This window comes from Uniformispora flossi (assembly GCF_049534875.1).
Classification (GTDB): domain Bacteria; phylum Actinomycetota; class Actinomycetes; order Streptomycetales; family Streptomycetaceae; genus Yinghuangia; species Yinghuangia aomiensis.
Genome location: NZ_JBMULZ010000003.1, coordinates 252,969 through 278,760, shown reverse-complemented (window position 1 = coordinate 278,760; position 25,792 = coordinate 252,969). Strand labels below are relative to the sequence as shown.

The window sequence follows — 25,792 nt, the reverse complement described above, 5'->3', positions numbered from 1 at the left end:
GGGCCGGCGCGCCCGGCCGCGGTTAGCCGAGCTTCATGAGTTCCACGCGCGTCCCGTCCGGGTCCGCGAGGAAGACGATCTCGGTGCTGCCGGTCTCGCTCTTCATGCTGGTGCGGGTGCTGTCCACGACGGTGCCGCCGTACTCGACCAGGCGCGCCGCGGCGGCGTCCACGTCCTCGACGAGGAAGCTCAGGTGGGTCAGGCCGAGCTGGTGGCGCTGCGCGGACGGGGTGCCGATCACACCGGGCGACGCATAGTGCAGCAGCTCGATCATCAGCGTGCCCTTGGCGATCATCTGCGAGGTCAGCTCGACCGGGGTCGGCACCTCCAGCGCGGCCGCCGCCTCGTCGCCGATCTCGTACGCGATGACCGGCGCGAAGCCGAGCCCGTCGCAGTAGAAGCGCAGCGAGCGCGCCAGGTCGGACACGCAGAGGCCGATGTGCGAGACCCCGTAGGCGTCGCCGTCGAGCGGAGCGGAGCTGGGCTGGGTGGCGTCGGTCATGCGCTTACTCCCTGGAACGGCGGAAACTGGAACGGCGGGAGCTGGGAAGACAGCTCCGCTGACGGATCGTCAGCTGTCCGGGCACGGTAACAACGTGTCCGCGAATGTTCGAGAGCATCCGGAACGCGGCTTTCCGCCTTCCGGTGCGGTGCCCGGTCGCGCCGCGGGAGCCCGCCCGGCTTGGCGCCCGCAGGTTCCCGGGACCACCATCGTTAGAGGGGGCGGATTCCGGATAGGCGCGCGGTAGAGGCGCGATCTGCGCGGCGGACGACCGGGAGGTGTCCGATGAAGCTCCGAGACGAATTGCCGGTCGATCACCGGCTGAGCCAGGTGTACCGCTTCGGCGGTGGTGCGGTCGGGGTGTTCCTGCTGGTCTTCGGCATCCTCGGCCTGGTGGACACGGTCACGTTCTTCGGGACGACCGGGAAGGACGTCGCCGGACTCTCCACCAACGGCGCGCTGAGCACGCTGTCGATCGTCGTCGGCCTGATCCTCGTCACCGGCGCGGTACGCGGCGGGAACTTCGCGTCGACGCTGAACATCGTGATCGGCATCGGGTTCGTGCTGAGCGGCTTCGTCCACACCGCGCTGATCGGACGGGGCAACAACCCCCTCGGCTTCCACATGTCGAACGTGATCTTCAGCTTCGCCGTCGGAGTGGCGCTGCTCGCCTTCGGCATGTACGGGCGGGTCGGCAGCGCGCTACCGCACGACAACCCGTACTGGCGGTCGCGGCACCCGCGGCGCGCGGCGCACGAGGACGCGGTCCGGCAGCGGCAGCACCCAGGGCCGTCCGGCGGCTCGACCCGCGGCGCGGGCGGCGCGGGCGGCGCGGGCGGCGCGGGCGGCGCGGGGACCCCGGGGAGCACCGTCGGGGCGCATTGAGCAGATGATGGCGGGTCCGGGCGGGTATTTCGCGCCCGGACCTTTCGCGTACCGACACCGCACCCGCGCCCCTCAAGGAGGCCCCATGGCAGCCGACCCCCGCACTGGTCCGGGCCCCACAGCGGACTTGGGCGCCGCCGCGCTGCCGCTGGCCGGGATCACCGTGGTGGCGCTCGAGCAGGCCGTCGCGGCGCCGTTCGCGACCCGGCAGCTGGCCGACCTCGGAGCCCGGGTGATCAAGGTCGAGCGGCCGGGCGAAGGCGATTTCGCGCGGTCGTACGACGCGGTCGTGCACGGCCTGTCCAGTCACTTCGTGTGGCTGAACCGCGGCAAGGAGTCGATCGCCCTCGACCTCAAGGAGGACGCGGACCGGGCGGTGCTCGACGCGCTGCTCGCCCGCGCCGACGTGTTCGTGCAGAACCTCGCACCGGGCGCCGCCGAGCGGCTGGGGCTGGGCGCGGAGGAACTGACCGCCGCGCATCCGCGGCTGATCGTGTGCGGGATCTCCGGCTACGGCACGACCGGGCCGTACCGCGACAAGAAGGCCTACGACCTGCTCGTACAGTGCGAAGCGGGCCTCCCCTCGATCACCGGCGGCCCCGACCAGCCGGCCAAGACCGGCATCGCGGTGGCCGACATCGCGTCCGGGATGTACGCGTTCACCGGCGTGCTCACCGCCCTGTACGAACGCGCGCACACCGGCCGCGGCGGCCGCTTCGACGTGTCGATGCTGGAAGCCCTCGGCGAGTGGATGGGCTTCCCGCTCTACTGGACGGAGTACGGCGGCGTCCCGCCGGTGCGCAGCGGCGCCCGGCACGCCACCATCGCGCCCTACGGCCCGTTCCCCGCGGACGACGGCCAGGTCTTCCTCGCCGTGCAGAACCAGCGCGAATGGGGCGCGCTGTGCCGCGACGTGCTCGGCCGCCCGGACCTGGAGCACGATCCGCGCTTCGCCGCGAATCCGGACCGGCTGGCGCACCGCGACGCGCTGGACGCGGAAATCGCCGACGCGTTCCGCGGGTTGTCCGCGGAACGCGTCCTCGCCCGGCTCGATGCGGCCGGCATCGCCAACGCGCGGCTGCGCGACATGGCGGGCTTCGCCGACCATCCGCAGCTCGCCGCCCGCGACCGCTGGCGCACCGTCGACTCCCCCGCCGGGCCGCTGCGCGCGCTGCTGCCGCCGGTGACGGTGCCCGGCCGCGAAGCGGCCATGGGCGCCATCCCGGCGGTCGACCAGCACGGCACCGCCATCCGCCGCGAACTCGGTCTGGCGTAGCCGACGTTCGGCCGGGCCGCGGTCGGCTGGGCGGTGTCCTAGTGCCCGGCCTCGGCGTCCTCGCGGGCCCGCTTCGGCATCAGGAACGCCGCGGCCCAGGTCACCGCGAGGACGCCGGCCATGATGAGCAGGCTGTTCTCGATGCCGTGGCTGAAGGCGGCGACCGGGCCGCGCGCCATGCGGTCGTCCGCGTACCCGAAGAACAGCGTGCCGAGGACCGCGATGCCGGTCGCACCCGCGAGTTGCTGCACGGCGTTGAGGGTGCCGGACGCCGAGCCGGTCTCCTCGTGGGTGACCCCGGCGATCGCGATGTCGAAGAACGGGGCCATGAACAGGCCGACGCCGAGCCCGGTCAGCGCCATCGCCGGGGCGAGCCCCCAGCCGGAGACGCCCGACGGGTGCCGGTCGACCGTGAACCAGATGGCCAGCAGGCCGAGGATCTGCACGACGAGCGCGAGGTGCAGCACCTTGCGGCCGAACTTCGGCGCGAGCAGCGCGCCGGACAGTCCGGCGCCGACCGTGGTGCCGAGCGACCACGGGATGAGCGCGATCGCCGCGTCGGACGCCGACCAGCCGAGACCGAACTGCAGGTACACGGTGACGACCATCATGAAGGCGATCATCGTGCTGAAGAACAGCAGGCCGACGCCGAGCGCGCTGGTGAAGGCCTTGTTGCGGAACAGGCTCAGCTCGACGAGCGTGGACCGCTCGGCACGGCGGCGCCGCGCCTCCCACCACGCGAAGAGCCCGAACACCGGCAGCGACGCTGCCATCGACACGAACGTCCAGGCGGGCCAGCCCGCTTCGCGGCCCTGCACGAGCGGCAGGATGACCAGCACCATGGCGGCGCTCAGCAGCACCATGCCGACCAGGTCGAGGGTGACCGTGCGGCGCTGCCCCGTTGCGCCGTCGCCCTTGGGCAGGATGAGCAGGCCCGCCGCGAACGCCACGAGGCCGACCGGAAGGTTGACGAAGAAGATCGCGCGCCACCCGAGGCCGAACAGGTCGGCGTCCACCAGGAAGCCGCCGATGATCGGGCCGGCCACCGCGCCCAGGCCCATCACCGGGCCGAAGATGCCGAACGCCGCCGCCATTTCCTTCGGCGGGAACAGGTCGCGCAGGATGCCGAGGCCTTGCGGGATCATCATCGCCGCCGCGATGCCCTGCAGGGCGCGGAAGGCGATGAGCGTCTCCGGCGATCCGGCCACCCCGCACAGCAGCGACGTCGCGGCGAAGGACGCGGTGCCGACCAGGAACATCGTGCGGCGCCCGAACATGTCGCCCAGGCGGGCACCGGTGACCAGCAGCATCGCGAACGCGAGCGTGTAGGCCGCGGACATCCACTGCAACTGGCTGTACGTGCCGCCGAGCGCGCTTTCGATCTTCGGGCCGGCGATCCCGGTGATGGTGCCGTCGAGCAGGTCCATCAGCTCGGCGCCGAGGACGACCGCCAGGGCGAACCAGCGGAGCCGGTAGGGACTTTGCTCGGGCGGATCGGCCGCCGCGTCCGCTGCCGCGGAGGATTCGGCGACGGCATCGCGGTGGGCGAGGTCGGTGAGGTCGGTGCTCGTCATGGGATCCCCCTGGCGGGAACGAAGCTTGATCGAACACCGTTCCTTGCGACGAACGCTGTTCGTTCCTACGAACACCGTTATAGAGACGAACACTGTTCGCGTCAAGTACAGTGTTCGAAGAACCTCCGGAGGTGACCGATGCGTGCCGAGCCCCCGCCCGCCGCGGACCAGCCCGAAGTCCCCACGCCGGGGTGGCGCACCCCGCGCAAGGCGGCCCGGCCGCCCCGCCGCGCGCGGCTGACCGTCGACGCGATCGTGGACGTGGCCTTGGAGATCGTCGACACGGAAGGGCTGGACGCGCTGTCCATGCGGCGCGTCGCGCAGAAGCTCGACACCGGCGCGGCGTCGCTCTATGCCCACGTCGCGAACAAGGAGGACCTGATCGAGCTGGTGCTCGACCGCGTCAGCGGCGAAATGTCCTTCCCGGAACCGGATCCGGAGCACTGGGGCGACCAGATGCAGGAGGGCATGCGGCAGATCCGCGACATCTACGCCCGGCACCGCGACCTGGCCAAGGCCAACTTCGGGCGCATCCCGACCACGCCCCACTCGCTGGAGGCCATGGAGGGGATGCTCGCCGTCCTCAAAGCCGGCGGCCTCCCGGACAAAGTCATCGCCTGGTCCGCCGACCTCATCGCGCTGTACGCCACCTCCGCCGCCTACGAGATGGGGCTGCGCGAACTGCGCGAGGAGCAGAATCCCGGCTGGACGGAGCGCTACTACGGACAGATCGGCGCGTTCTTCGCCGCGCTGCCGAAGGAACGTTTCCCGGTCTCCGTGTCGATGCTGGACGCGCTGACGCAGGGCGACGACAACGACCGCTTCGACTTCGGGCTCGACGTGATCATGCTCGGCATGCAGGCCTACGCCGAGCGGATGCGCGCGAACGGCGAGGCCTGACATGGCCGTCAAGCTGCCGCCGCCGGGGCCCGGGGCACGCAACGCGCTCACCGACGTGCCGGGGCTGCGGGTCGGCCACGCGACGCGAATCGGCTTCGGCGCGCTGACCGGGGCGACCGTGGTCCTCGGCCCGCCCGGCGGCATGGTCGCCGCGGTGGACGTGCGCGGCGGCGGCCCGGGCACCCGGGAGACCGACGCGCTCGACCCGCGCAACCTCGTCCCCCGCATCGAGGCGGTCGCCCTCACCGGCGGCAGCGCCTACGGACTCGACGCGGCCTCGGGCGTCATGGCCTGGCTGGCCGACCAGGGCCGCGGCTTCCCGGTCGGCACCGAACCGCACGAAGTCGTCCCGGTGGTGCCCGCCGCGACCATCTTCGACCTGGGCCGCGGCGGCGACTTCCGGCAGCGCCCGGACGCCGCCCTCGGCCGCGAAGCCGCCGAGGCCGCGGCCGACACGCCCGAGCACGCCCCGGTCCGCACCGGCGTCGTCGGCGCGGGGGCGGGGGCTTTCGCCGGCGGGCTCAAGGGCGGTGTGGGCACAGCCAGTTGCCTGCTCGACGGCGGCGTCACCGTGGCCGCGCTCGCGGTGGTCAACGCGGCCGGGTCCGCCGTCGACCCGACGACCGGACTGCCGTATGCGGCCCTCCTCGGCCTGCCCGGCGAATTCCCGCTCGACCCGCCGTCGCATGACGAGCACGCCGCCGCACTCGCGCAGTTCGCCGAAGCCGATCCGCCGCTGAACACCACGCTCGCCGTGGTCGCCACCGACGCCGTGCTGACCCGGGCGCAGGCCCACAAGACGGCCGGCGCCGCGCACGACGGGCTTGCGCGGGCGCTGCGGCCCGTGCACACGCTGTACGACGGGGACACCGTCTTCGCCCTGTCGACCGCCGTGCGGCCGCTGCCGCCGGTCGACGCCGAGACCCCATACGGCGTCGACGCGGAAGCCGCCGCGCTCACGGCCATCCACGCCGCCGCCGCGGACGTCGTGTCCCGCGCCATCGTGGACGCGGTTCTTGCGGCGGAATCGACGGATATGGTGCTCGGCGGAACGCGCGTCACGGTCCCGTCTTATCGCGCGCTGTACCCGCACGCGACAGCGCGTTACCGCCCGCGCGGCTGAATTCGGCATCATTCCCCGGAGTTCGACCGAGAAACGGACGAATTCCGCCGCGGAACGGAATCCAAATTTCCGGTATCCGGCACGCCTGTCGGGCCTTCGAGGCCGATTTCCCGACGCGCGTTTGGTGCGGTGCACAACTGCTTCGCCACGCCCTATTATCGGCGCGCACGGCGGATTTCCCGGTTATCCACCACACCCCCCGCGGCACCGGAGACCGCCTCGATATCTGCGCGCCTCGGGGGAGTCGGCGCGCGCATGATCGGGAATTGACCCGTGGAGGTCGGCGAATTGGGGACCATCGACCATTTCTCCGCAGGACCCCTGATACCGGTGCTCGCGTATGTGATGTCCTGCCTGGGCTCCGGTCTCGGCCTGCTGTGCACGGCCCGGGCCCGCGCGGTCGTGGGCTGGGCGCGCGGGCGATGGCTGATTCTCGCCGCGGTGTCCATCGGCGGAACCGGAATCTGGGTCATGCATTTCATCGCGATGCTCGGCTTTTCGATCCAGGGCATGGCGATCCGCTACGACGTCCAGCGCACGATCGCGAGCCTGATCGTCTCGGTCGGCGTCGTCGGCCTAGGGCTCACCATCGTCGGATACGCCAAACACCGCACGCCGGCGCTGCTGGTGGGCGGCATGGTGACCGGGCTCGGCGTGGCGAGCATGCACTACATGGGCATGTCGGCGCTTTGGCTGCGCGGTTCGGTGGACTACGCGACCGGCCTGGTGGCCGCGTCCGTGGTCATTGCCGTGGTCGCCGCGACGGTCGCGCTGTGGATGGCGTTCAACGTCCGCGGCACCACGGCCACCGCGGTGGCCGCGCTCATCATGGGGGTCGCGGTCACCGGAATGCACTACACCGCGATGTTCTCGATGAGCATCGACACCGGCGGGTCCAGCGGCATGCTGCACGGTGCCGAACCGGTGCAGTTCCTGGCGCCGCTGATCACCGGCATCAGCCTGTTCACCTTCGTCACGCTGTTCATCGTGGCTTTGTCACCGACCGAAGACGAAATGCAGGAGGAGGCAGAACTCGGTGCTCGACTCGACCGCCTGACGGAGGACCAGGACTTTCGGCGGAGCGCCCGGGCCCGGGTGAATTCGACGAACCGCCGCAACGACTATTTCCGCCGGTGAGCGGTACGGACGCCCGCACGCGCCCCTGACACAACCCGGCCAAGTCGCGGGCAATTCCGAACGGCGCCGATCAGAATCGGACACGATCGATCGGCGCCTGACCCGCGGCCCCGATGGCCGCGCGTACTATACGCCGCATCCCGCCCCCGCAGGGCGAATCGACTACTTTCCGAGAAAAGCGGGTCACTCCCGGTCACGCTGGTGACCGAGAGGAGGGCTGCCGCCGTCGTCTCGTGGAGGACGGGTCGGCCGGCGGCGCACATCATGGACCACTTCACGTATGGCCCGCTCACGCCCGGCCTGGCGTTCCTGATGTCCTGCACAGGGGCCTGTCTGGGGCTGCTGTGCAGTGCGCGGGCCCAGGCCACCGCGGGCGCGGTGCGCGCGCGGTGGCTGGTCTTGGCCTCGCTGTCGCTCGGCGGCACCGGCATCTGGGTCATGCACTTCATCGCCATGCTCGGCTTCAGCATGCCCGGGCAGGAAATCCGCTACGACATCCCGCTGACCCTGGCCAGCCTGGCCATTTCCGTGATCGTCGTCGGCGTCGGCCTGGCACTGGCGATCCGCGGGGGATCGCGCATGTCCACGCTGCTGGCGGGCGGGATCATCACCGGCACCGGGGTCGGGTCGATGCACTACCTCGGCATGTACGCCATGAAGAGCACGCAGCCGGTCTCGTACGACCCGAAGCTCGTGGTGCTGTCCCTGGTGATAGCGATCGTCGCGGCAACGGCCGCGCTGTGGGCGGCACTTCACGTGCGCGGCTTCAAGGCGCTGAGCGCCGCGGTGCCGATCATGGGGCTGGCCGTGTGCGGCATGCACTACACCGGCATGTTCGCGATGCACCGGGAAGGCGCCGCCGCACAGGGGCACGTGCACGGCTCGGACATGACGCAGTTCTTCGCGCCGATGATCATCGCCATCAGCCTGGTGACGATGATCATCCTGGTCATCGTGGCGATCTACCCGAACGTCGAACAGATGGAAGACGACCGGGACTTCGAACACCGGATCACGCGTCTGACGGCGAACACGGCGCGTTCGACGGTGTGATCGGCCGCGGACGCGGCCGGCGGCCGGCGGCCGGCGGCGGAGGTGCTTCCCGAGCGCACCTCCGCCGCCGGCCTCCGTTCAGTCCTCGGACAGCAGCTTGCCGAGGCGCTCGGTGGTCTCGACCCACTCCTCGACCATGTCCAGGACGACCTCCTGGGTCGGCCGCACACGGTCGATGGCGCCCACGATCTGGCCGACCGGCCAGCCGTTCAGCTCCTTGTTCTTGGTGCGCGTGAAGCGCCGCGAGGCCTTGTTGAAGATGAGGCCCTGGAGTGGCATGGGCAGCGGGTCCGGGTTGGCCGGGTCCTCCCATGCCTCGGTCCACGCGGAACGCAGCTGGCGGGCCGGCTTGCCGGTCATCGCGCGCGAGCGCACGGTGTCGGTGGACTTGGCCTCGAGCAGGTTCTGCACCGCGGTCTCGTGGGTGTCCGCCTCGGCGACGGTCAGCCAGATGCTGCCCGTCCACACGCCCTGCGCGCCGAGCGCGAGCGCCGCGGCCATCTGCCGGCCGCCGCCGATGCCGCCCGCGGCGAGCACCGGGATGTCCGGACCGACGGTGTCGACGACCTGCGGGATCAGCACCATCGTGGAGATCTCGCCGCAGTGGCCGCCGGCCTCGGTGCCCTGCGCGACGATGACGTCGACGCCCGCCGCGACCTGCTTCTCCGCGTGCCGCGGGCTGCCGCACAGCGCCCCGACCAGCACGCCCGCGTCGTGGCACGCGTCGATGATGTCCGCCGGGGGCGGGCCGAGCGCGTTGACGAACATCTTGACGAGCGGGTGCTTGAGCGAAGTGGCGATCTGCGCGCGGGATTCGAGGTCGACGTTGAGGCCGGCCGCCTTCGCCGCCTTGTCCTCCAGGTCCGCGGGCAGCTCGGGGATGCCGTGCGCGGCGAGCAGGTCGTCGACGAACTTCCAGTGCGCCTCGGGGATGAGGGCTTCCAGGTTGGCCGGCATGGCGGCGTCGCCGCCGCCCTTGCCGAGGTAGTTCATCGGGATCGCCAGGTCGACGCCGTAGGGGCGCCCGTCCACGTGCTCGTCGATCCACGCGAGTTCGACTTCGAGCTGGTCCGGGCTGAAGGCTAGCGCGCCGAGCACGCCGAAGCCGCCCGCGCGGCTCACCGCGGCGACGACGTCCCGGCAGTGCGAGAAGGCGAAGATCGGGAACTCGATCCCGAGCTTTTCGCAGATGGGTGGCTTCATGCCCAGGAGCTTAGACAGGCTCCTTGACCAAATCAAGGTCAGGAAGCCTGACAATTCCCGCCTGACAACCCCCGCCGGGCGATTCCCGCCCGCCGCCTGCCCGTTCCCGGACATGCGCCGGGCCGGAACGCTTCCCACGCGCGTTCCGGCCCGGCAAGCCCTCTTGGGCTGATCCGCGGCCCCCGAGACCGGGGGGCCGCGGCGGAGGCGTCAGCTCGACGGGAGCTCCGAGCCGACCGCCCACATCGCGAAGTACTGCGCGGCGGCGCCGTAGGCCTGCGCCAGCGCCACCCGCGCGCCGTCCACCTGGTGCTCCCCCGCCGCGCCGCGCACCTGCAGCGCGGCCTCCAGGAAGCGCAGCATGCCGGACGCGCCGATCGGGTTCGACGACAGCACGCCGCCCGACGGGTTCACCGGGAACGAGCCGTCGAACGCGGTCTCGCCGCGGTCGACCATCTTCCAGCCCTCGCCGACGGGCGCGATGTCGTGGCCTTCCAGCCACATCGGCTCGTACCACGAGAACGGCACGTACAGCTCGGCCACGTCGATGTCGCGGCGCGGGTCGGTGATGCCCGCCTGCTTGTACACGTCCCACGCGCACTGCACGCCGGCCTGCGGGCGGATCGGGTCGCGGCCGTTGAACGACGACGGCTCCGAACGCATCGACGTGCCCAGCACCCACGCCGGCGGACGCCCGTCCGCCGCCGCGGCCAGGCCGCCTTCCTTGTCGGTCACGATGATCGCGCCCGCACCGTCCGACGACGGGCAGGACTCCAGGAAGTGCAGCGGGTCCCACATCATCGGCGACTCGCGGACCTTGTCGATCGAGATGTCCTTCAACTGCAGGTGCGCGTACGGGTTCCGCAGCGCGTTCTGCCGGTCCTTGACCGCGATCTGCCAGCCGATGTGCTCCGGCGCGCCGGACTTGCGGATGTACGCGCGGATCCACGGCGCGAACGCGCCGCCCGCACCGATCGAGCCGGACTTGCCGCCGCCGAGCCCGAACTGCGCGTTGCCCTCGGACTGCTTCTCCCACGCGACCGCCAGCACGCGCTTGTGCACGCGCGACGACACCAGGTGGGAGGCGACGATCGCCGTCGACCCGCCGACCGAGCCGGCGGTGTGCACCCGGAACACCGGCTTGCCCGCGCCGCCGAGCGCGTCCGCGAGGTACAGCTCCGGCTTCATGACGCCTTCGAAGATGTCCGGCGCCTTGCCGATCACGACCGCGTCGATGTCCGCCCACGTCATGTGCGCGTCGTCGAGGGCGCGCTGCGCCGCCTCGCGCACCAGGCCGGCGATCGACAGGTCGTCGCGGCGCTTCTTGTGCTTGGTCTGGCCGATGCCGACGACCGCAACTGGTTCGTGGCCCATGTCAGTTGTCACCTTCCAGAATGCACACCAGGTTCTGCTGCAGGAGCGGGCCGGAAGTGGCGTGCGCCAGCGTGCGGTTGCGGCCGTGGGCCAGGATCTGCTCGGCCGCCTCGGCGACCCGGACCAGGCCGGTCGCCATGAGCGGGTTGCCGGTCAGGGCACCGCCCGACGGGTTGACGAGGACGTCGTCGCCCAGGCCGAGGGCCCGGCGCAGGACGACCTCCTGCGACGTGAACGGCGCCATCAGCTCGGCCACCTCGACGCCCGCGATGCCGCCCGCGCGCTCCGCGGCGGTCCGCGTCGACGCCGAGTCGGTGAGGTCGCGCAGCGCCGGGTTGTGCACCTCGCTGCGGTGGTCGATGCCCGCGATCCACGCGGGGCGCGCGACCAGGTCGCGGGCCCGGCGCCGGGTGGCGAGGACGACCGCGGACGCGCCGTCGGAGATCGGCGGCAGGTCGCTCTTGCGCAGCGGCGTGCGCACGTACGGCTCGGCGAGGATCTTGTCCACGTCGGTCTCCGCCGAACGCACTTGCTGCTTCGGGTTGTTGGCGGCGTCGCGGCGCGACCGGGCGGCGATCTCGGCGAGTTCGCGCTCGGTGGTCTTGCCGCTGTCGATCAGCTGCCGGGCCTGGAGCGCGGCGAGCGACACCGGGTCGGGGCCGAGCGGCGCGAGGTAGTACGGGTCCAGCTCCAGCGGGTAGATCTCCGCCGGGTCGCCGGTGGAGGACTTGCCCGAGCCCAGCGCGACGGCGATCTCGACGTCGCCGTGCTTCATGCGCACGAACGCCTCGTACATCGCCCACGCGCCGTCCATCTCGACGTGCGACTCGTGGATCGGCGGCCAGGCGCCCATCGCGTCGAGGTTCGGCACGAACGAGAAGGTGCCGCCGGAGATGTAGTCGCACGATCCCTGGCAGCTGAAGCCCACGTCGGACCGCTTGAGGCCGACCTTGCCGAGCGCCTCGTCGACGACCGCGATGAGCATCTCGGTCTCGCTCAGGTGCTCGCGCCGCACGGCGGGCAGGTAGGCGGTGGACACCACCGCGATGTCGGTGTCGCTACGGGGGTCGTTGCTCACGTTGCCTGTCTCCAAGCCTGATTCCTGAGTGGCCACGGTCAGAACACCCGGTTCATGTAATGCTCGGCGGGCTCGTCGGGTTCGCCGGTGGGCAGCCAGCCCTCGATGAAGCCCGCGACGGTGCCCCAGCCCTTGCTGGTGATCTCGGCGGCGTTGCGCTCGGCGTCGGCGAACCACTGCGCCTTGACCCGCAGGCCGACCCGGATCTCGCTGACCGGAATGCCGATGATCTGCTGCTGGGCGATGACCATTTCGTCGCCGTCGAGGACCACCGAGGCGCGCGCGAACGGCTCGGTCTCCTTCTGCCCCGGGTACGGCGTCGGCGTCACGATCGTGTAGTTCGACACGACGCCGAAGTCGGGCAGCACCTCTTCGTGCTCTTCGCCGAGGACGATCGCGTCGACCGAGCAGTAGCCGCGGCCGAGGAACACCCGGTTGCACTGCGGGCAGCGCTGGCCCTTGATGACGCCCGCGCGCATGCTCGCCGCGTAGCGCTCCAGGGTCGGGGAGAGCACGTCGGTGTAGGTGATCGTGGAGAAGAAGTCCATGGTCTGGACGTCCTGCGCCTCGCCCGCGGCGGGGCCCTCCGGGGTCTCGCCGGGGACGAACGCGGCGATGTCGTCGATGCGCCCGACCGGCTCGTCCCGCCAGCGCGGCGCGACGCGCATGCCGGTGGACACCGCGTCCTCGCTGCCCGCGTCGAGCACGTGCAGCAGGTTGGTGTCCGCGCCGTCCAGCTTGATCAGCGCGTAGGCGAACGGCCGGTCGAGCGGGTGGTGCTTGCCGGGCTCGGCGACCCAGGTCCAGGACACCACGGTGCCCGCCGGACCGACCTCGACGAACTCGCGGGCGAGTTCCTCACCGGTCTCCGGGTCGTACTCCATCGGCGGCACGATCACCCGGTCGCCGCTGCGGATGCCGACGATCCGCTGGGCGGTCAGCTCCGAGAAGAAGCGGCTGATGACCGGGCCCAGCGTCCGCTTGTACGGGAATTGGATGGTGCTGCTTGTCTGTGTCGACACGCGGTCGTCCTCTCGGCACTGCGCTTGGCGGGGTGCTGATGGCGGGTCAGGAGGCTCGGGTCAAGAGGCTTGGGCCGCCACACGGGAGGCCCAGGCGTAGTCGGCCTTGCCGACGTTGGTGCGGCCGATCTCTTCGGCGAGGACGACCGCGCGCGGGACCTTGTATCCGGCCAGCAGGGTGCGGCAGTGCTCGGCGATCTCGTCGTACGTCGGCGCCGCCCCGGCGCGCGGTGCGACGACCGCGACGACGCGCGACCCCCACCGCTCGTCGGGCACGCCGACCACGATGCAGTCGAAGACGTCGGGGTGCGCCTTCAGCGCCGCCTCCACCTCCTCGGGGTAGATCTTCTCGCCGCCCGAGTTGATGCAGACCGAGCCGCGGCCGAGCATGACGATCGTGCCGTCCGCCTCGATCAGGCCGAAGTCGCCCGGCACGACGTACCGGACGCCGTCGACGACCGGGAAGGTCGCGGCGGTCTTCACCTCGTCCTTCCAGTAGCCGAGCGGGATGTTCCCGGAGCGGGCGATCTTGCCGACCTGGCCGGAGCCGGGCACGACGGGCTTCATGGTCGTCTCGTCGAGGACGGTGACCTGCGGGCCCATCGCGAAGCGCGGGGCGTTGCCGGCCGCGCCGTCCTTGCCGCCGGCGTCCTTGGTGTCCTTCTGGACGCCGCTGCCGCCGGCTCCCAGTTCCGAGCTGCCGTAGCTGTCGTTGATCATCAAGTGCGGGACGACGGACTTGAGTTCGTCCTTCACCGCCTCGGAGAGGATCGCGCCGCCCGAGCCGACGACGTACAGCTTCGACAGGTCGTAGCCGCCGCCCTTGGCGGCGTCCGCCAGCGGGCGGCCCATCGCGTCGCCGACGATCTGGATCGACGAGACCTGCTCCTTCTCGGCGATCGCCAGCAGGTCGTCGGCGTCGAACTTGCGCGACGTGTAGAGCACGACGCGGTTGCCCGCGAGGAGGCCGCCGATCGCGAACCACTGCGCGGCGCCGTGCATGAGCGGCGCGCTGGGCATGAAGGTCAGCCGGAAGTCGCGCTCGGCGTTGCGGGTGATCTCCTCGGGCGCCGCGATCGGCGTGCCCGGCCAGCCGCCGCCGCCCATCGCGCCGAAGAAGACGTCCTCGTGCCGCCACATGGTGCCCTTGGGCATGCCGGTGGTGCCGCCGGTGTAGACGACGTAGCGGTCGTCGGCACTGCGCGGGCCGAACTCGCGGGCGGGGGACGCGGCGGCGAGGGCTTCCTCGTAGTCGACCGCGCCGGGGACGTCGGCGACCTCGGGCTGGTCGTCGGCGATGGAGACGTACGTGGTCAGCGCGGGGAACTCGGCGGCGAGGGCGCTCAGCCGGTCCGCGTATCCGCGTTCGTACACCATCGCGACCACGTCGGCGTCGCCGAGCAGATACCGCAGCTCGGCCTCGACGTAGCGGTAGTTGATGTTCACCGGGACCGCGCGCAGCTTCCACGCGGCGAGGAGCGCCTCGACGAATTCCACGCGGTTGAAGCTGTAGAGCCCGATGTGGTCACCGGGGCCCACGCCGCGGGCGGCGAGGTGGTTGGCGAGCCGGTTGGCCCGTTCGTCGAGCTGTCGGTACGTGCGGCGCCGGTCGCCTGCGACCAGCACCTCCGTGTCGCCGCCCGCGTCGGCGAGCAGCTCCCAGAGGTCCGCGAGATTGAAGTCGGCCACGGCCGCACGATAGGTAAGGTTCCTTGACCACGTCAATGGTTATGGAAAACGCGTAGTCGTGAAGAACCCCACGCGGCCGAGCCGGTCCGGAGCGCTCCGGACCGGGGCCCGGCCGCGGCGGCGGCTACTCGAAGGTCAGCGGGACGACCTCGAAGGAGGCCGCGAAGCGGGTGCCCAGCCGGGTCCCCGCGGTGCGTGCGAAGCCCTCGAGCCACTCGGCGGCGTCGGCCATGTTCCCGGCGCTGCCGCCCAGGCCGGCCAGGTAGGCGGCGTGCGCTTCGAGAGACGCGACGCCCTTGGCGAAGGTCTCGGTGGTGTCGACGGCGTGCGCCGCGTCGGGCGATCCGGCGGCCCAGATCTGCTTGACGCCGTTCCACGGCTCCAGGCCCTCGTCCTCGGCCAGCTCGCGGAAGATCCACCGGTTGCCGGCGTCCCGGACGCCGTCGAGCACGGCGCGGCCGGTGGCGATGTGGTCGGCCTGGTTCGGCATGACGCCGCCGTAGGTCTCCCGCCAGTTGCCGGTGATCACGATGTCCGGGCGGTGCCGGCGCACCACGCGGGCGACCTCGCGGCGCAGCGGGAGGCCGTACTCCAGGACGCCGTCCGGGAGGCCGAGGAACTCCACGGTGTCCACGCCGACCACGGCGGCCGAGGCGACCTGCTCGGCCTCGCGGACCGGGCGGGCCTCGTCCGGGTGCATGCCGTCGATGCCGGCTTCGCCGCTGGTGACCATGACGTAGACGACGGTCTTGCCCTGCCCGGTCCAGCGGGCGACGGCCGCGGCCGCGCCGTACTCCATGTCGTCGGGGTGGGCGACGATCGCCACCGCGGTCGACCAGTCCTCGCGGAGCGGTTCGAACGGCGGCGGTGCCTGGTCAGTCATGGTTCTGCCCTTCGTACGGGTCGGGAGCGGCGGCCCCGCGGCCGTGCCGGTCACTGTCCCGGACGCGGCAGCAGGCCCTGTTCCATGGCCGCGGTGACGGCGGCGGTGCGGTCGTCGACGCCGAGCTTGGCGAACGCGCGGAGCAGGTGCGTCTTGACGGTCGCCTCGCCGATGTACAGCTCGCGGCCGATCTCGGCATTGGTCATGCCCCGGGCGACCAGTCCGAGAACCTGGGTCTCGCGCGGGCTGAGCGGGTCGCGGGCCGGGGCGCGCATGCGGGTCACCAGTTTGGCGGCGACCGGCGGGGCGAGCACGGTTTCGCCGCGGGCGGCGGCGCGGACCGCGGCGGCGAGTTCGGCGCGCGGAGTGTCCTTGAGCAGGTAGCCCGCGGCGCCCGCCTCGACGGCGCGGACGATGTCGGTGTCGGTGTCGTACGTGGTGAGGATCAGCACCCGGATGCCGGGCAGTTCACGGGTGATCCGGCCGGTCGCGGCGACCCCGTCGGTGCCGGGCATGCGCAGGTCCATGAGGACCACGTCGGGGCGCAGTTCGGCGGCCAGCGCGACGGCCTGCGCACCGTCGTCGGCGGCCCCGACGACCTCCAGGTCGGGTTCCCCGGCGAGCATGCCCGCGAGTCCTTCGCGGACCACCGGGTGGTCGTCGGCGAGCAGCAGCCGGATGGGGGTGCCGGCCATGGTCAGGGAACCTCCGCGCATACCGTCGTGCCGGCGCCGGGGGCGCCGGCGATGTCCAGGGTGCCGCGCGCCTGCTCGATCCGGGCGCGCATCCCCCGCAGACCGTATCCGGAGGTGCCGGGTGCCGCGGCGGTGTGGTCGCCGTCGCGCGGGGCGGCGAATCCGCGGCCGTTGTCGGCGACGGTGAGCCGGACGCCGATCGGGCGGTAGGCGAGTTCCGCGTGCACCTCGGTGGCGGCGGCGTGCTTGCGGATGTTCGCCAGGCACTCCTGGAGCGTGCGGACCAGCACCACCTGGGTCGCGGCGGGCAGGTCGCGCGGCGTGCCGGAGACCCGGAAGTCCGCGGCGATGTCGAGTTCCTCGGCAAGCCCGGCGACCGCGCGGCCCAAGGCGTCGGCGAGCGAGCCGCCGGCCAGCTCGACCGGGTCCTGCGCGGCGACCAGCGCGCGGGCCTCGGCGAGGTTCTCGCGGGCGGTGCGGGCGGCGAGGTCGAGGCGCCGCCGGGTGCCTTCCGGGTCGGTGTCGAGGGACGCGTCGGCGGCTTGGACGAGCATCAGCAGGCTGGTGAAGCCTTGCGCGAGGGTGTCGTGGATCTCCTGGGCCATCCGCTGGCGCTCGGCGAGCACGCCGGCCTCGTGGTTGGCCTCGGCGAGTTCCGCGCGGGTGCGTTCCAGTTCGCCGATGAGCTTGCCGCGGCGTTCCGATTCGCGGATCAGCACCACGGTGACGAACCCCATGCCGAGGCTGGTCAGCAGGGCGGCGGTGACCGTCACGAACGCGTCCAGGACGGAGCCGCCGCTCGCGCCGTCGTGCGCCACCGACCCGGCGAACGCGGCGGCGGCGGTGACCACGACCCCGGCGAGCTTGGTGCGGAAGCGGTCGAGGACCGCGAAGAAGTGCGGGAAGGCCACATACAGGATCACCAGGCCGCCAGGCGCGACCAACGCGAGGGCGGTGACCGTGGCGAAGGTCAGGGCGAGGAAGACGTAGGCGCGATAGCCCTCGGGCTTCTGCATCGCGGGGGCCATGAGGTACACGTAGCCCACCGCGTACGCGCCCATCACCAGGTAGGCGGCGACAGGCGCGTGCCGGTCCACCATGATCAGCGTCGAGACGGTGACCACCATCGCGAACGAGAAGTGCCACACCGTGAGCACTTGCCGACGCCACACCCCGGGGTCTGCGGGGATGGACGTCTCCCAGGGAGTTGTCACCCTTCGTCACGGCCCTTCCATCGGAACCACTTCGTGCACACCACGAACCCGATGATCACCCATGCGGTCAAGACCAGGGCAATACGGCCGTGCTCCCACGTCCCGGCGGGCTCCATCGTGGCGTACGCGTCGGGCAGGAACACCGACCGCATCCCCTGGCACATCCACTTGAGCGGGAACAGCGCGGACACCGTCTGCATGCCCTTGGGCAGCTCGGCGAAGACCACGAAGACACCGGAGATGAACTGCAGCACCATGATCGGCAGCAGCACGATCGGGCCGCCGTTCTCGCCCCGGATCAGGTTGCTCGCGCCGATGCCGAGCAGCGTGCACGCGGTCGCGCCGAGCAGGTAGACCCACGCGAAGGTGACCCAGCGCCCCGGCGCGGTCGGCAGGTCGAGCCCGAAGAACGCGGCGCCCAGGCCGAGCAGCACCGCGGCCTGCCCGAGGCTGCTCACCACGACCAGCGCGATCTTGCCGAGGAAGTACGACGCGGGCGGCATCGGCGTGGCCCGCAGCCGCTTGAGGGTGCCGTTCTGGCGCTCGCCGCCGATCTGCAGGGCCAGGCCTTGGAAGCAGGTGGACAGGATGCCGGTGGCCAGCATGCCGGTCACGTAGATCTGCTGGGTCGTGACGCCGACGTCCTTGTACGTGTCCCGGAAGATCGAGGCGAGGAGCAGGAACATCACGATCGGCATCGAGAACGTGAAGAAGACCTGCCGCCGGTCGCGGAAGAACTGGCGCAGTTCCAGGGCCGCCCGGGCCCGGCCGATGCGCAGGACGGACGGGGCGGCATAGGCCGCCGTGCGCTGCCGCGGACGCGGAGTGCGGGGCTTCGCGTCCGCGGCGGGCGCGGGGGCGGTGGCCGGGGTCGCGGTCATCGGGCTTCTCCGATCAGCGTGAGGTAGATGTCTTCCAGGGACGGGCGGTACACCGACAGGCCGGGCACTTCGCCGCCGAACCGGGCGGACAGCGCGGCGATTTCCGCGGTCGGCGCGTCGGTGGCGATCTCCCGCGGCGCGTCGGCTTCGGTCCAGCGGACGGTCGCGGGCGCCAGGTGGCGGCCGCCGAGCCGGGCCGGGGTGTCCACGTCGACGAGACGTCCGGCGGCGAGGACGCCGACCCGGTCGGCCAGGTACTCGGCCTCGTCCAGGTAGTGGGTGGTGAGCAGGATCGTCGTGCCGTCCGCGCGCAGTCCGGCGATCAGGTCCCAGAAACGGCGCCGTACTTCGGGGTCGAAGCCGGTGGTCGGCTCGTCGAGGAACAGCAGTTCGGGGTCGCCGAGGATGCCCAGTGCGACGTCGAGGCGGCGGCGCTGCCCGCCGGACAGCTGCGTCGTGCGGCTGCCCGCCTTGTCGGCCAGGCCGACCGCGTCGATCACCTCGTCGGGGTCGCGCGGCGCCGGGTAGTACAGGGCGAAGTGCCGCACGATCTCCGCCACGGTCAGTTCGGCGAAGTCCTTCGACTCCTGGAACACGACGCCGATCCTGGCCCGCCACGCGGCACCGGCCCGCCCGGGGTCCTCGCCGAGCACGGCGACCTCGCCCGCGTCGCGGCCGCGCCGGCCTTCGAGGATCTCGGTGGCGGTGGTCTTCCCCGCGCCGTTCGGGCCGAGCAGCGCGAAGATCTCGCCGGTCCGCACGTCGAGGTCGACGCCGTCGACCGCCGTGTGCGACCCGTACGTCTTGCGCAGTCCCCGGACCCGGACCGCCGTGTTTCCCGGTGTCGTCTCCATGCCTCGACTCTGCCGGGGGGCGGGGGTCCGCCGGGACGTCCGGCCGACGTACACCGGTTGTCCACCGATCGGTGGACAGACGCGCTCCGGTGGACGCCGCGGTGATCCACGTCGTACCGATCCGCGGCATTCGGTGGCAGCATCGGCGGAGCAGGGGGAGTACGAGCACGGACCGGAAGGGGAGGCCATGGCGGCCATCGACCTGACGACCACGCAGCCGGCCGCGGACGCCGAGCTGTTCGACCCCACGGTGGCCGCGCCGCCGGTGGTCGACGTCGCCGAATACGGCTTCGAAGGGCGCCTCGACGCGCTCGCCGAAGACTGGTCGGCAGACGCCCGCTATTGGGAGTACAGCAAGGCCGCCAACCCAATCGGCGCCGGCCTCACCACCGAAGTCCCCGCCGTGGCCTTCCCGGCAGCCCTGCACAGCGGCGGCGAGACCCGGGTGGTCCCGCTCGACCTCTCCGAACAGCTGCGCATCGCGGGCGGCCCGGCGACGAGCCCGGCGCTGCTGGCCAACTTCGTGCGGATCAACCGCGGCGACCGGCTCGCGGTCGATGTCAACGCGACGTCGCAGCTGTACTACGTGATGTACGGGCGCGGCACGTCCGTCGTCGGCGGCCGCGTCGCGCGCTGGGAGAAGGGCGACTTCGTCGTGCTGCCCGCGGTCGGCGAGGTCGTGCACCACGCCGACGCGGACACCGTCATGTACTGGGTGCACGACGAACCGCTGCTGCGCTACCTCGGCGTCGCCCCCGCCGGACCGCGCTTCAAGCCCACGAAGTTCTCCCGCGAGCGCGCCGTCGCGGAACTGACCGCGATCGCCGAAGCCCCGGGCGCCAACGCCAAGAACCGGGTCAGCGTGCTGCTCAACAACGCCGAGCAGGACCAGACGCTGACCGTCACGCACGTGCTGTGGGCGATGTTCGGGCTGCTGCCGGTCGGCCAGATCCAGCGCCCGCACCGGCACCAGTCGGTCGCGCTCGACCTGATCCTCGACTGCAAGCCGGGCTGCTACTCGCTGCTCGGCGACCGGCTCGACGAGCGCGGCGACATCGTCGACCCGGTGCGGGTGGACTGGGAGCCGGGCGGGGCGTTCGTGACGCCTCCGGGCAAGTGGCACGCGCACCACAACGAGTCCGGCGCTCCCGCGCACCTGATCCCCATTCAGGACGCGGGGCTGCAGACGTACTTGCGGAGCCTGGACATCCGGTTCACGGACCGCCGCTGACCGGGTCCCCCATGCGACAGGCCCGCCCGCACCCCGGTACGAGGATGCGGGCGGGCCTGTCGCGTTCCCGGCGGAAGCCGTGGGAACAGGGGTGCCCACGGGCCCGCCTCACGCCGCGGCCGACCGTCCCTCGGCAGCGGGTGGTTCGGGTGCGGCGGCGGCCGGAAACCGGCCTCCGCCTCGGCTCCTGAATCAGCCGGAGATACCCGCGTACGCGCCCTTGTAGAACAGCAACGGGGCGGCATCGCGCGGAAGTTCGAGTTCGCTGACACGGCCGATCACGATCTCGTGGTCGCCGCCGGGCAGGATGTGGTCGACGTCGGCTTCGATCCACGCGATGCTCCCCGCCAGCCGCGGCGCGCCGTTGCGGGCCGGCGCCCAGTCCACGTCGGCGAACTTGTCTCCGCCGCTGCGGCCCATCGCCCGGCACACGTCCTGCTGGTCGGCGGCCAGGACGTTGACGACGAAGGTGCCCGCGGCGCGGATTTTCGGCCACGTGGTCGAGGTCAGCGCCGGGGCGAACGATATGTACGCCGGTTCGAGCGACAGCGAGGTGAAGGACTGGCAGGCCATGCCGACGGGTGCACCGTCGTGGACGGCCGTGATCACCGTGACGCCCGTGCAGAAGTGGCCCATGACCTGGCGCATGCGCGCAGGATCGATCGTGACGCTGGACATGGCGGCCCCTGAACTGTGGTGACCCGACACCCGACTATGACTATTAGTCATATGCCTTTTCGTTGCGTCTATGACACGGCATTTCCGAGGCGGCGTCAAGAGGGCGTGCCCGACACGGGGCCCGGGAACTTCACGGCCCCTTCTGGCGTCCTGAGGATGGCAGTAGCGTCGGTCCGGCAATCCGGACCGAACCCGGCTTCCGGGACCCAAACCGGCCATCCGGCCACGCACGCACACACCTCGGAGGGGAAACCCCATGGCAGTCAGCCTCAGCAAGGGCGGCAACGTTTCGCTGACCAAGGAAGCGGCGGGCGGCACGCTCAGCGCGATCGTCGTCGGCCTCGGCTGGGACCTCCGCACGACCACCGGCGAGGACTTCGACCTCGACGCGAGCGCGATCGTCGTCAACCAGACCGGCCGCGTCGCGTCCGACCAGCACTTCGTCTTCTTCAACAACACCGCGACCCCGGACGGCAACGTCCAGCACACCGGCGACAACAAGACCGGTGAGGGCGAAGGCGACGACGAGCAGATCAAGGTCAACCTCGCGGGCCTCCCGGCGGACATCGACAAGATCGTCTTCCCGGTGTCGGTCTACGACGCGGAGAACCGCAAGCAGTCGTTCGGCCAGGTCCGCAACGCGTTCATCCGCATCGTGAACGCCGCGGACAACACCGAGCTGGCCCGCTACGACCTCTCCGAGGACGCGTCCACCGAGACCGCGATGCTCTTCGGCGAGATCTACCGCAACGGCGCCGAGTGGAAGTTCCGCGCCCTCGGCCAGGGCTACGCATCGGGCCTCGCGGGCATCGCGAAGGACTACGGCGTCAACGTCTGACCCGCAGCACGGCGGTGACATAGCGTCAAAAGCCGCTTACCGGGCGCCCGGTGGCCTTCTGTATGGCTGCCGGGCGCTTTGCGTTACCCGAACGAGGGAAATCCCCTCCCTCACGGCACCCGGCCCCGCCACACTGGTTTCGCTGTGCATGCCCATGTGCACGGGGCGGGGTCGGGCCGACCGGGGTCCGGGGAGACGCCCGCCCGTTCCGCGGTCGCCGCCGAGAGGTTCCTGTTGATGCCCGTCACGAGAAGCCGGTCGGACCGGTGGCGGAAGGCGCTTCTCGCCGCAATCGCCGGCCTGGTCCTGCTGACGTTCTTCGCCCCGTCCGCCGACGCCGCCGGCAAGCGCTCGATCGTCCTCCTCATCGACACCTCCGGGTCGATGAGCGACGACAACAAGATGACCGACGCGCAGGCGGCGCTGCGCACCACGGTCTCCTCGCTGGCCGACAGCGACATCGCGGGCCTCCACCAGTTCGGCGGCTCCTGCGGCGACGGCGGCGAGCAGCTCGTGCCGCCCGGCACCGGCAACCGCGACAAGCTGCGGCAGCAGATCGACCAGCTGACCCCCGGCGGCAGCACCCCCACGGGGGCGGCGATCCGCGCGGCCGCGGAGGAATTCCCGAAGGACTCCTCCGACAAGATCCTCATGCTGGTGTCGGACGGCGAAAGCTCGTGCGACGACGACCCGCCATGCGAAGCGGTCAAGCAGGTCCAGAAGGACCTGGGCATCACCTTCGTCGCCAACACCGTCGGCTTCCAGACCTCGAACCAGGCCAACACCGAGCTGAGCTGCATCGCTTCGGCGACCGGCGGCCAGTACTTCCCGGCGAGCGACGGCGACGGCATCCGCGAAGGCCTCAACAAAGCCCTGCATCCCGTCGACGAGAACGTCTCGACGATCCTCAACGCCCTGCCGCTGCCCAGCGACGTGCCGCTGGACGCCAAGAGCCTCGGCAAGAGCGCCGGCCTGGCCGCGGGCCTGGTGCTGCTGATCGGCTTCCCCGCCGAACTGTTCAACAGGACGCTGGAAGAGAACCACCCGCGGATCTCGCGCTGGTGGCGGCGGCGCGGCGGCGGCGCGAACCCGCCCGCCGCACCCGGTGCCCCGGGGGCGGCCGGATCCGGCCCGGGAGGACCGGACAGCGGACCCGGCACTGGCACTGGCACTGGCACTGGCGGGTACGTCACCACGCCCGTGCAGGCCGTGCCCGTCAACCCCTTCCGGGCCCTGTGGAACTCCCGGTGGGTGCTGCCGATCTTCGTGCTGATCAGCGCGATCCTGTCGACCGTCGTCGACCCCGACTCGGGGTTCAACGCCAAGACCGGGATCCTGCTGCTGGGCTTCCTGATCGCCGCGCCGATCGTGATCATCGCCTACGCCTGGCCCGGCGAGCAGGTCGCGAAGCGGGCGTCGCAAGTGCCCGGCGCGTTGAAGACGATCCCGCCCGCGCTGATCCTGGCGTTCTTCTGCACCCTGCTGTCCCGGCTGTCGGACTTCGTGCCCGGCTACGTCTTCGGCCTCGTGCTCGGCTATGTCGCCCTGCGCGAAAGGCAGTTGAGCCGATCGCAGGAAGGCCGCGGGGTGCTGTTCGGCGCGATCGCGGTGCTGGTGGTGTCCGGAGCGGCATGGGCAGGACTGGAGTTCCTCCACGACAAGGCGACCGAGCGGAACGCCAACACCGGCCTGCTGATCGCCGACACCGTGCTCGGCACGATCTTCATCATGGGCCTGGAGACGGTCATCTTCGGGCTCGTGCCGCTGCGCTTCCTCGACGGCGCCAAGCTGCGCAAGTGGAACCTGTGGGTGTGGCTGGGAACATACGCTCTCGCCATCGCGCTGTTCGTGCACGTGCTGGTGCTCAACTCGGGCACCGCCGGGTCGGACAACGACACGTCGACGACTGCCGCCCTGGTGCTGTTCGCCGGATTCGGCGGCGTGGCGGTGCTGTTCTGGGCGTACTTCCGGTTCGTGCCCGAGCCCGGCACGGCACCGGCGTTCGCCGGGGCACCCGGGATGACGGGCATGACGGGGACGACGGGGATGACGGGCATGACCGGGGGTCCGGCGGCCTACGGCGCCACCGGGCCGTACGGGGTGCCGCAGCAGCCGCCCACCGGCTCGTACGGCCCCCCGCCTGCGGCGCCGCCGCGGCCGGCCCAGGAGCCCGCGCCGACCGGCTGGGGACACCCGGCGCCCCCTCCGCCGCCCGCGCCGCCGATGCCGACGCAGGCGCCGGTCTCCCCAGGCTGGGGACACCCGACCGTCCCGCGGCAGCCGACCGGTTCGCCGACTCCCCCGCCGCCGTCGCACCAGCCGTACGTGCCGCCGCCCACGGCTCCCCCGATGCCGGCCACCGCGCCTGCCACCCCGGCAGCCCCGCCCCCGCCGCCGAGCGCCCCGCCCGGCGTCCCGCCGACTGCCCCGCCGGCCGGCGAGCACGGGGGGAATCCGGCCACCGACGACGACTGACCCGCACCACGGCCCGCGCGGCGCTCCGCAGCGCGGGCCAACCCTCTGCCAGCCAAAGCGACTTGCCGTCGCGGCGCCCGGAACTGCCGCCGCCGCGCCCGGGAACCGGGCGCGGCATCACGGCATCCGTATGAGGGAAGGGGAAACCGGGCAAGGGAGTCCTCGGAGGGATTCGCTGTGTCCATTGAACTGATCGTCATTGTGCTGGCGGCAGTCGTCGCGGCGGCGGCCGCGGCCGCCGGGTTGCCCACGGCCCGACGGCGCCGCCTGCGCCGCCGCTTCGGGCCCGAATACGAACGTGCGCTGGGCGAGTACGCGTCGCGGCGGGAGGCCGAACGCGAACTCGCTGCCCGCGAACGCCGGTTCCGGGACCTCGACATCCGCGATCTGCCCGCCGAGACGAAGACCAAGTACGAGGCGGCCTGGGCGGCTCTCCAGGAACGTTTCGTGGAGTCCCCGACCGATGCGGTCCGGGAAGCCGACGCACTCATCACGCGCGTCATGCACGATCGCGGGTATCCGACCGAAGAACGCACCGTCCGCATGGACATCCTGTCCGTCGTCTACAGCCGCCATCTGGACCGCTACCGCCAAGCCCACGAGATCGAGCGGCTGGGTGCGGCGGGCAAGGCGTCCACCGAGGATCTGCGCCAAGCGCTACTGCACCACCGGACCCTGTTCGACGACCTGCTCGGCCGCGCGCCCGATGCCACTTCTCCGTCCCGTGGGAGCTGACCGACCATGACTGCGACCGACAAATCCGCCGAAGCCAAGCCCGTCATCGAACGCGACGACCGCGACGCGGCCGCCCGCCAGGCCCGGGTGAGCGAGAAGACCGGGTCTGCGCTGAAGCCGCCGCCGGTGATCCCCCTGCCCGCCAAGCCGTCGGCCGGACGCTCCTCGTCGTCCTCCGCCGCATCATCCGTCGGCAGTGGGACCGCGGGCGCGGACGCGCCGCAGCCCCCGCTGCTCGCCAAATCGGCCGCCGACCAGTACCGCAGGCGGCTTCGGGAGAACCTCGCGGGCTTCGTGGACAGCCCGGCCGACGCGGTCGCCGGGGCGGACGTCCTGCTCCAGGAGGCCATAGACCGGGTCGCCGAGGCGATGGCGAAACGCCGCGAGGAGCTGTCCGCGGAACGCACCGCCGCGGGCGGCGACACCGAACGGCTGCGCCAGATCCTGCTGCGCTACCGGATGGCGCTGGAGGGGCTCGTGACCATGTAGCCG

The 25,792-nt window shown here is 71.6% G+C and carries 24 protein-coding genes; 11 read left to right on the top strand and 13 right to left on the bottom strand.

All coding sequences use genetic code 11. From position 1 onward, the window contains the following. Positions 1–22 precede the first annotated feature (22 nt). Positions 23–502: a VOC family protein gene (locus ACPA54_RS08420; RefSeq protein WP_423528048.1), complete on the bottom strand. Its 480-nt coding sequence runs from the start codon at positions 500–502 to the stop codon at positions 23–25. A gap of 285 nt (positions 503–787) precedes the next feature. Between ACPA54_RS08420 and ACPA54_RS08415 the strand changes: the two genes are divergently transcribed. Together ACPA54_RS08415 and ACPA54_RS08410 are read left to right on the top strand one after the other, a co-directional pair. Beyond that, positions 788–1,387, top strand: a complete 600-nt coding sequence (locus tag ACPA54_RS08415) for a DUF4383 domain-containing protein (protein ID WP_423528047.1) — start codon at positions 788–790, stop codon at positions 1,385–1,387. Positions 1,388–1,472: 85 nt separating this feature from the next. Then, a complete protein-coding gene (locus tag ACPA54_RS08410) occupies positions 1,473–2,663 on the top strand; it encodes a CaiB/BaiF CoA transferase family protein (RefSeq protein WP_423528046.1) in 1,191 nt (396 codons plus the stop codon). 38 nt (positions 2,664–2,701) lie between these two features. On the opposite strand, the gene ACPA54_RS08405 is transcribed toward ACPA54_RS08410, so the two are convergent. Then, the gene (locus ACPA54_RS08405) at positions 2,702–4,237 is read right to left on the bottom strand and encodes an MFS transporter (RefSeq protein WP_423528045.1); all 1,536 of its coding nucleotides are present in this window, start codon (positions 4,235–4,237) and stop codon (positions 2,702–2,704) included. 138 nt (positions 4,238–4,375) lie between these two features. Here ACPA54_RS08405 and ACPA54_RS08400 point away from each other — a divergent pair, with 138 nt between their 5' ends. The 4 genes from ACPA54_RS08400 (at position 4,376) to ACPA54_RS08385 (ending at position 8,450) form a co-directional block, all read left to right on the top strand. Next, positions 4,376–5,137, top strand: a complete 762-nt coding sequence (locus tag ACPA54_RS08400; RefSeq protein ID WP_423528044.1) for a TetR/AcrR family transcriptional regulator — start codon at positions 4,376–4,378, stop codon at positions 5,135–5,137. A 1-nt stretch (position 5,138) separates the two neighbouring features. After that, positions 5,139–6,260 carry a P1 family peptidase gene (locus ACPA54_RS08395; protein ID WP_423528043.1) on the top strand — a complete coding sequence of 374 codons (1,122 nt, stop codon included), beginning with the start codon at positions 5,139–5,141 and terminating at the stop codon, positions 6,258–6,260. Positions 6,261–6,533: 273 nt separating this feature from the next. After that, complete coding sequence (locus ACPA54_RS08390) at positions 6,534–7,397, top strand: MHYT domain-containing protein (RefSeq protein ID WP_423528042.1); 864 nt, start codon at positions 6,534–6,536, stop codon at positions 7,395–7,397. A gap of 264 nt (positions 7,398–7,661) precedes the next feature. Next, entirely contained in the window at positions 7,662–8,450 is a 789-nt protein-coding gene (locus ACPA54_RS08385; RefSeq protein WP_423528041.1) for an MHYT domain-containing protein, read from the top strand. Positions 8,451–8,528: 78 nt separating this feature from the next. Here the strand turns inward: ACPA54_RS08385 and ACPA54_RS08380 are convergent, their stop codons facing one another. From ACPA54_RS08380 to ACPA54_RS08335, 10 genes are all read right to left on the bottom strand, one after another. Next, a complete protein-coding gene (locus ACPA54_RS08380) occupies positions 8,529–9,653 on the bottom strand; it encodes an NAD(P)H-dependent flavin oxidoreductase (RefSeq protein ID WP_423528040.1) in 1,125 nt (374 codons plus the stop codon). Positions 9,654–9,863: 210 nt separating this feature from the next. Continuing rightward, a complete protein-coding gene (locus ACPA54_RS08375; protein ID WP_345678459.1) occupies positions 9,864–11,027 on the bottom strand; it encodes a thiolase domain-containing protein in 1,164 nt (387 codons plus the stop codon). A 1-nt stretch (position 11,028) separates the two neighbouring features. Continuing rightward, positions 11,029–12,105: a lipid-transfer protein gene (locus ACPA54_RS08370; RefSeq protein ID WP_423528039.1), complete on the bottom strand. Its 1,077-nt coding sequence runs from the start codon at positions 12,103–12,105 to the stop codon at positions 11,029–11,031. 38 nt (positions 12,106–12,143) lie between these two features. Then, on the bottom strand, positions 12,144–13,127 hold the full coding sequence (locus ACPA54_RS08365) for a Zn-ribbon domain-containing OB-fold protein (protein ID WP_423528038.1): 984 nt from the start codon (positions 13,125–13,127) through the stop codon (positions 12,144–12,146). A 60-nt stretch (positions 13,128–13,187) separates the two neighbouring features. Next, positions 13,188–14,816: an acyl-CoA synthetase gene (locus tag ACPA54_RS08360; RefSeq protein WP_423528037.1), complete on the bottom strand. Its 1,629-nt coding sequence runs from the start codon at positions 14,814–14,816 to the stop codon at positions 13,188–13,190. A 124-nt stretch (positions 14,817–14,940) separates the two neighbouring features. After that, complete coding sequence (locus ACPA54_RS08355; RefSeq protein ID WP_345678463.1) at positions 14,941–15,699, bottom strand: PIG-L deacetylase family protein; 759 nt, start codon at positions 15,697–15,699, stop codon at positions 14,941–14,943. 50 nt (positions 15,700–15,749) lie between these two features. Then, the gene (locus ACPA54_RS08350; protein ID WP_423528036.1) at positions 15,750–16,394 is read right to left on the bottom strand and encodes a response regulator transcription factor; all 645 of its coding nucleotides are present in this window, start codon (positions 16,392–16,394) and stop codon (positions 15,750–15,752) included. A 2-nt stretch (positions 16,395–16,396) separates the two neighbouring features. Then, positions 16,397–17,551, bottom strand: coding sequence for a sensor histidine kinase (locus tag ACPA54_RS08345; protein ID WP_423528035.1), 1,155 nt, complete (start codon positions 17,549–17,551; stop codon positions 16,397–16,399). A gap of 53 nt (positions 17,552–17,604) precedes the next feature. Then, positions 17,605–18,489: an ABC transporter permease gene (locus ACPA54_RS08340; protein ID WP_423528034.1), complete on the bottom strand. Its 885-nt coding sequence runs from the start codon at positions 18,487–18,489 to the stop codon at positions 17,605–17,607. After that, complete coding sequence (locus ACPA54_RS08335) at positions 18,486–19,343, bottom strand: ABC transporter ATP-binding protein (RefSeq protein WP_423528033.1); 858 nt, start codon at positions 19,341–19,343, stop codon at positions 18,486–18,488. Before ACPA54_RS08335 ends, ACPA54_RS08340 begins: the two co-directional genes overlap by 4 nt. Positions 19,344–19,530: 187 nt before the next feature. Here ACPA54_RS08335 and ACPA54_RS08330 point away from each other — a divergent pair, with 187 nt between their 5' ends. Then, positions 19,531–20,574 (top strand): cupin domain-containing protein, encoded by a 1,044-nt coding sequence (locus tag ACPA54_RS08330; RefSeq protein WP_423528032.1) that lies wholly within the window; start codon positions 19,531–19,533, stop codon positions 20,572–20,574. 192 nt (positions 20,575–20,766) lie between these two features. On the opposite strand, the gene ACPA54_RS08325 is transcribed toward ACPA54_RS08330, so the two are convergent. Next, entirely contained in the window at positions 20,767–21,252 is a 486-nt protein-coding gene (locus tag ACPA54_RS08325; protein ID WP_423528031.1) for a flavin reductase family protein, read from the bottom strand. A 256-nt stretch (positions 21,253–21,508) separates the two neighbouring features. Here ACPA54_RS08325 and ACPA54_RS08320 point away from each other — a divergent pair, with 256 nt between their 5' ends. The 4 genes from ACPA54_RS08320 to ACPA54_RS08305 all read left to right on the top strand — a co-directional run bounded on the left by ACPA54_RS08320 (position 21,509) and on the right by ACPA54_RS08305 (position 25,789). Continuing rightward, positions 21,509–22,090, top strand: coding sequence for a TerD family protein (locus ACPA54_RS08320; RefSeq protein ID WP_423528030.1), 582 nt, complete (start codon positions 21,509–21,511; stop codon positions 22,088–22,090). Between the two features lie 237 nt (positions 22,091–22,327). After that, positions 22,328–24,565: an FGLLP motif-containing membrane protein gene (locus ACPA54_RS08315; RefSeq protein ID WP_423528029.1), complete on the top strand. Its 2,238-nt coding sequence runs from the start codon at positions 22,328–22,330 to the stop codon at positions 24,563–24,565. A 177-nt stretch (positions 24,566–24,742) separates the two neighbouring features. Continuing rightward, positions 24,743–25,300, top strand: a complete 558-nt coding sequence (locus ACPA54_RS08310) for a hypothetical protein (protein ID WP_423528028.1) — start codon at positions 24,743–24,745, stop codon at positions 25,298–25,300. Between the two features lie 6 nt (positions 25,301–25,306). Then, complete coding sequence (locus ACPA54_RS08305; RefSeq protein WP_345678473.1) at positions 25,307–25,789, top strand: hypothetical protein; 483 nt, start codon at positions 25,307–25,309, stop codon at positions 25,787–25,789. Positions 25,790–25,792: the final 3 nt, after the last annotated feature.

What these genes read in the sequence shown, in the direction of transcription:
- ACPA54_RS08420 (WP_423528048.1), bottom strand. Translation starts at nt 502, where the DNA reads ATGACCGACGCCACCCAGCCCAGCTCCGCTCCGCTCGACGGCGACGCC.
- ACPA54_RS08415 (WP_423528047.1), top strand. Translation starts at nt 788, where the DNA reads ATGAAGCTCCGAGACGAATTGCCGGTCGATCACCGGCTGAGCCAGGTG.
- ACPA54_RS08410 (WP_423528046.1), top strand. Translation starts at nt 1,473, where the DNA reads ATGGCAGCCGACCCCCGCACTGGTCCGGGCCCCACAGCGGACTTGGGC.
- ACPA54_RS08405 (WP_423528045.1), bottom strand. Translation starts at nt 4,237, where the DNA reads ATGACGAGCACCGACCTCACCGACCTCGCCCACCGCGATGCCGTCGCC.
- ACPA54_RS08400 (WP_423528044.1), top strand. Translation starts at nt 4,376, where the DNA reads ATGCGTGCCGAGCCCCCGCCCGCCGCGGACCAGCCCGAAGTCCCCACG.
- ACPA54_RS08395 (WP_423528043.1), top strand. Translation starts at nt 5,139, where the DNA reads ATGGCCGTCAAGCTGCCGCCGCCGGGGCCCGGGGCACGCAACGCGCTC.
- ACPA54_RS08385 (WP_423528041.1), top strand. Translation starts at nt 7,662, where the DNA reads ATGGACCACTTCACGTATGGCCCGCTCACGCCCGGCCTGGCGTTCCTG.
- ACPA54_RS08380 (WP_423528040.1), bottom strand. Translation starts at nt 9,653, where the DNA reads ATGAAGCCACCCATCTGCGAAAAGCTCGGGATCGAGTTCCCGATCTTC.
- ACPA54_RS08375 (WP_345678459.1), bottom strand. Translation starts at nt 11,027, where the DNA reads ATGGGCCACGAACCAGTTGCGGTCGTCGGCATCGGCCAGACCAAGCAC.
- ACPA54_RS08355 (WP_345678463.1), bottom strand. Translation starts at nt 15,699, where the DNA reads ATGACTGACCAGGCACCGCCGCCGTTCGAACCGCTCCGCGAGGACTGG.
- ACPA54_RS08350 (WP_423528036.1), bottom strand. Translation starts at nt 16,394, where the DNA reads ATGGCCGGCACCCCCATCCGGCTGCTGCTCGCCGACGACCACCCGGTG.
- ACPA54_RS08340 (WP_423528034.1), bottom strand. Translation starts at nt 18,489, where the DNA reads ATGACCGCGACCCCGGCCACCGCCCCCGCGCCCGCCGCGGACGCGAAG.
- ACPA54_RS08335 (WP_423528033.1), bottom strand. Translation starts at nt 19,343, where the DNA reads ATGGAGACGACACCGGGAAACACGGCGGTCCGGGTCCGGGGACTGCGC.
- ACPA54_RS08330 (WP_423528032.1), top strand. Translation starts at nt 19,531, where the DNA reads ATGGCGGCCATCGACCTGACGACCACGCAGCCGGCCGCGGACGCCGAG.
- ACPA54_RS08325 (WP_423528031.1), bottom strand. Translation starts at nt 21,252, where the DNA reads ATGTCCAGCGTCACGATCGATCCTGCGCGCATGCGCCAGGTCATGGGC.
- ACPA54_RS08320 (WP_423528030.1), top strand. Translation starts at nt 21,509, where the DNA reads ATGGCAGTCAGCCTCAGCAAGGGCGGCAACGTTTCGCTGACCAAGGAA.
- ACPA54_RS08315 (WP_423528029.1), top strand. Translation starts at nt 22,328, where the DNA reads ATGCCCGTCACGAGAAGCCGGTCGGACCGGTGGCGGAAGGCGCTTCTC.
- ACPA54_RS08305 (WP_345678473.1), top strand. Translation starts at nt 25,307, where the DNA reads ATGACTGCGACCGACAAATCCGCCGAAGCCAAGCCCGTCATCGAACGC.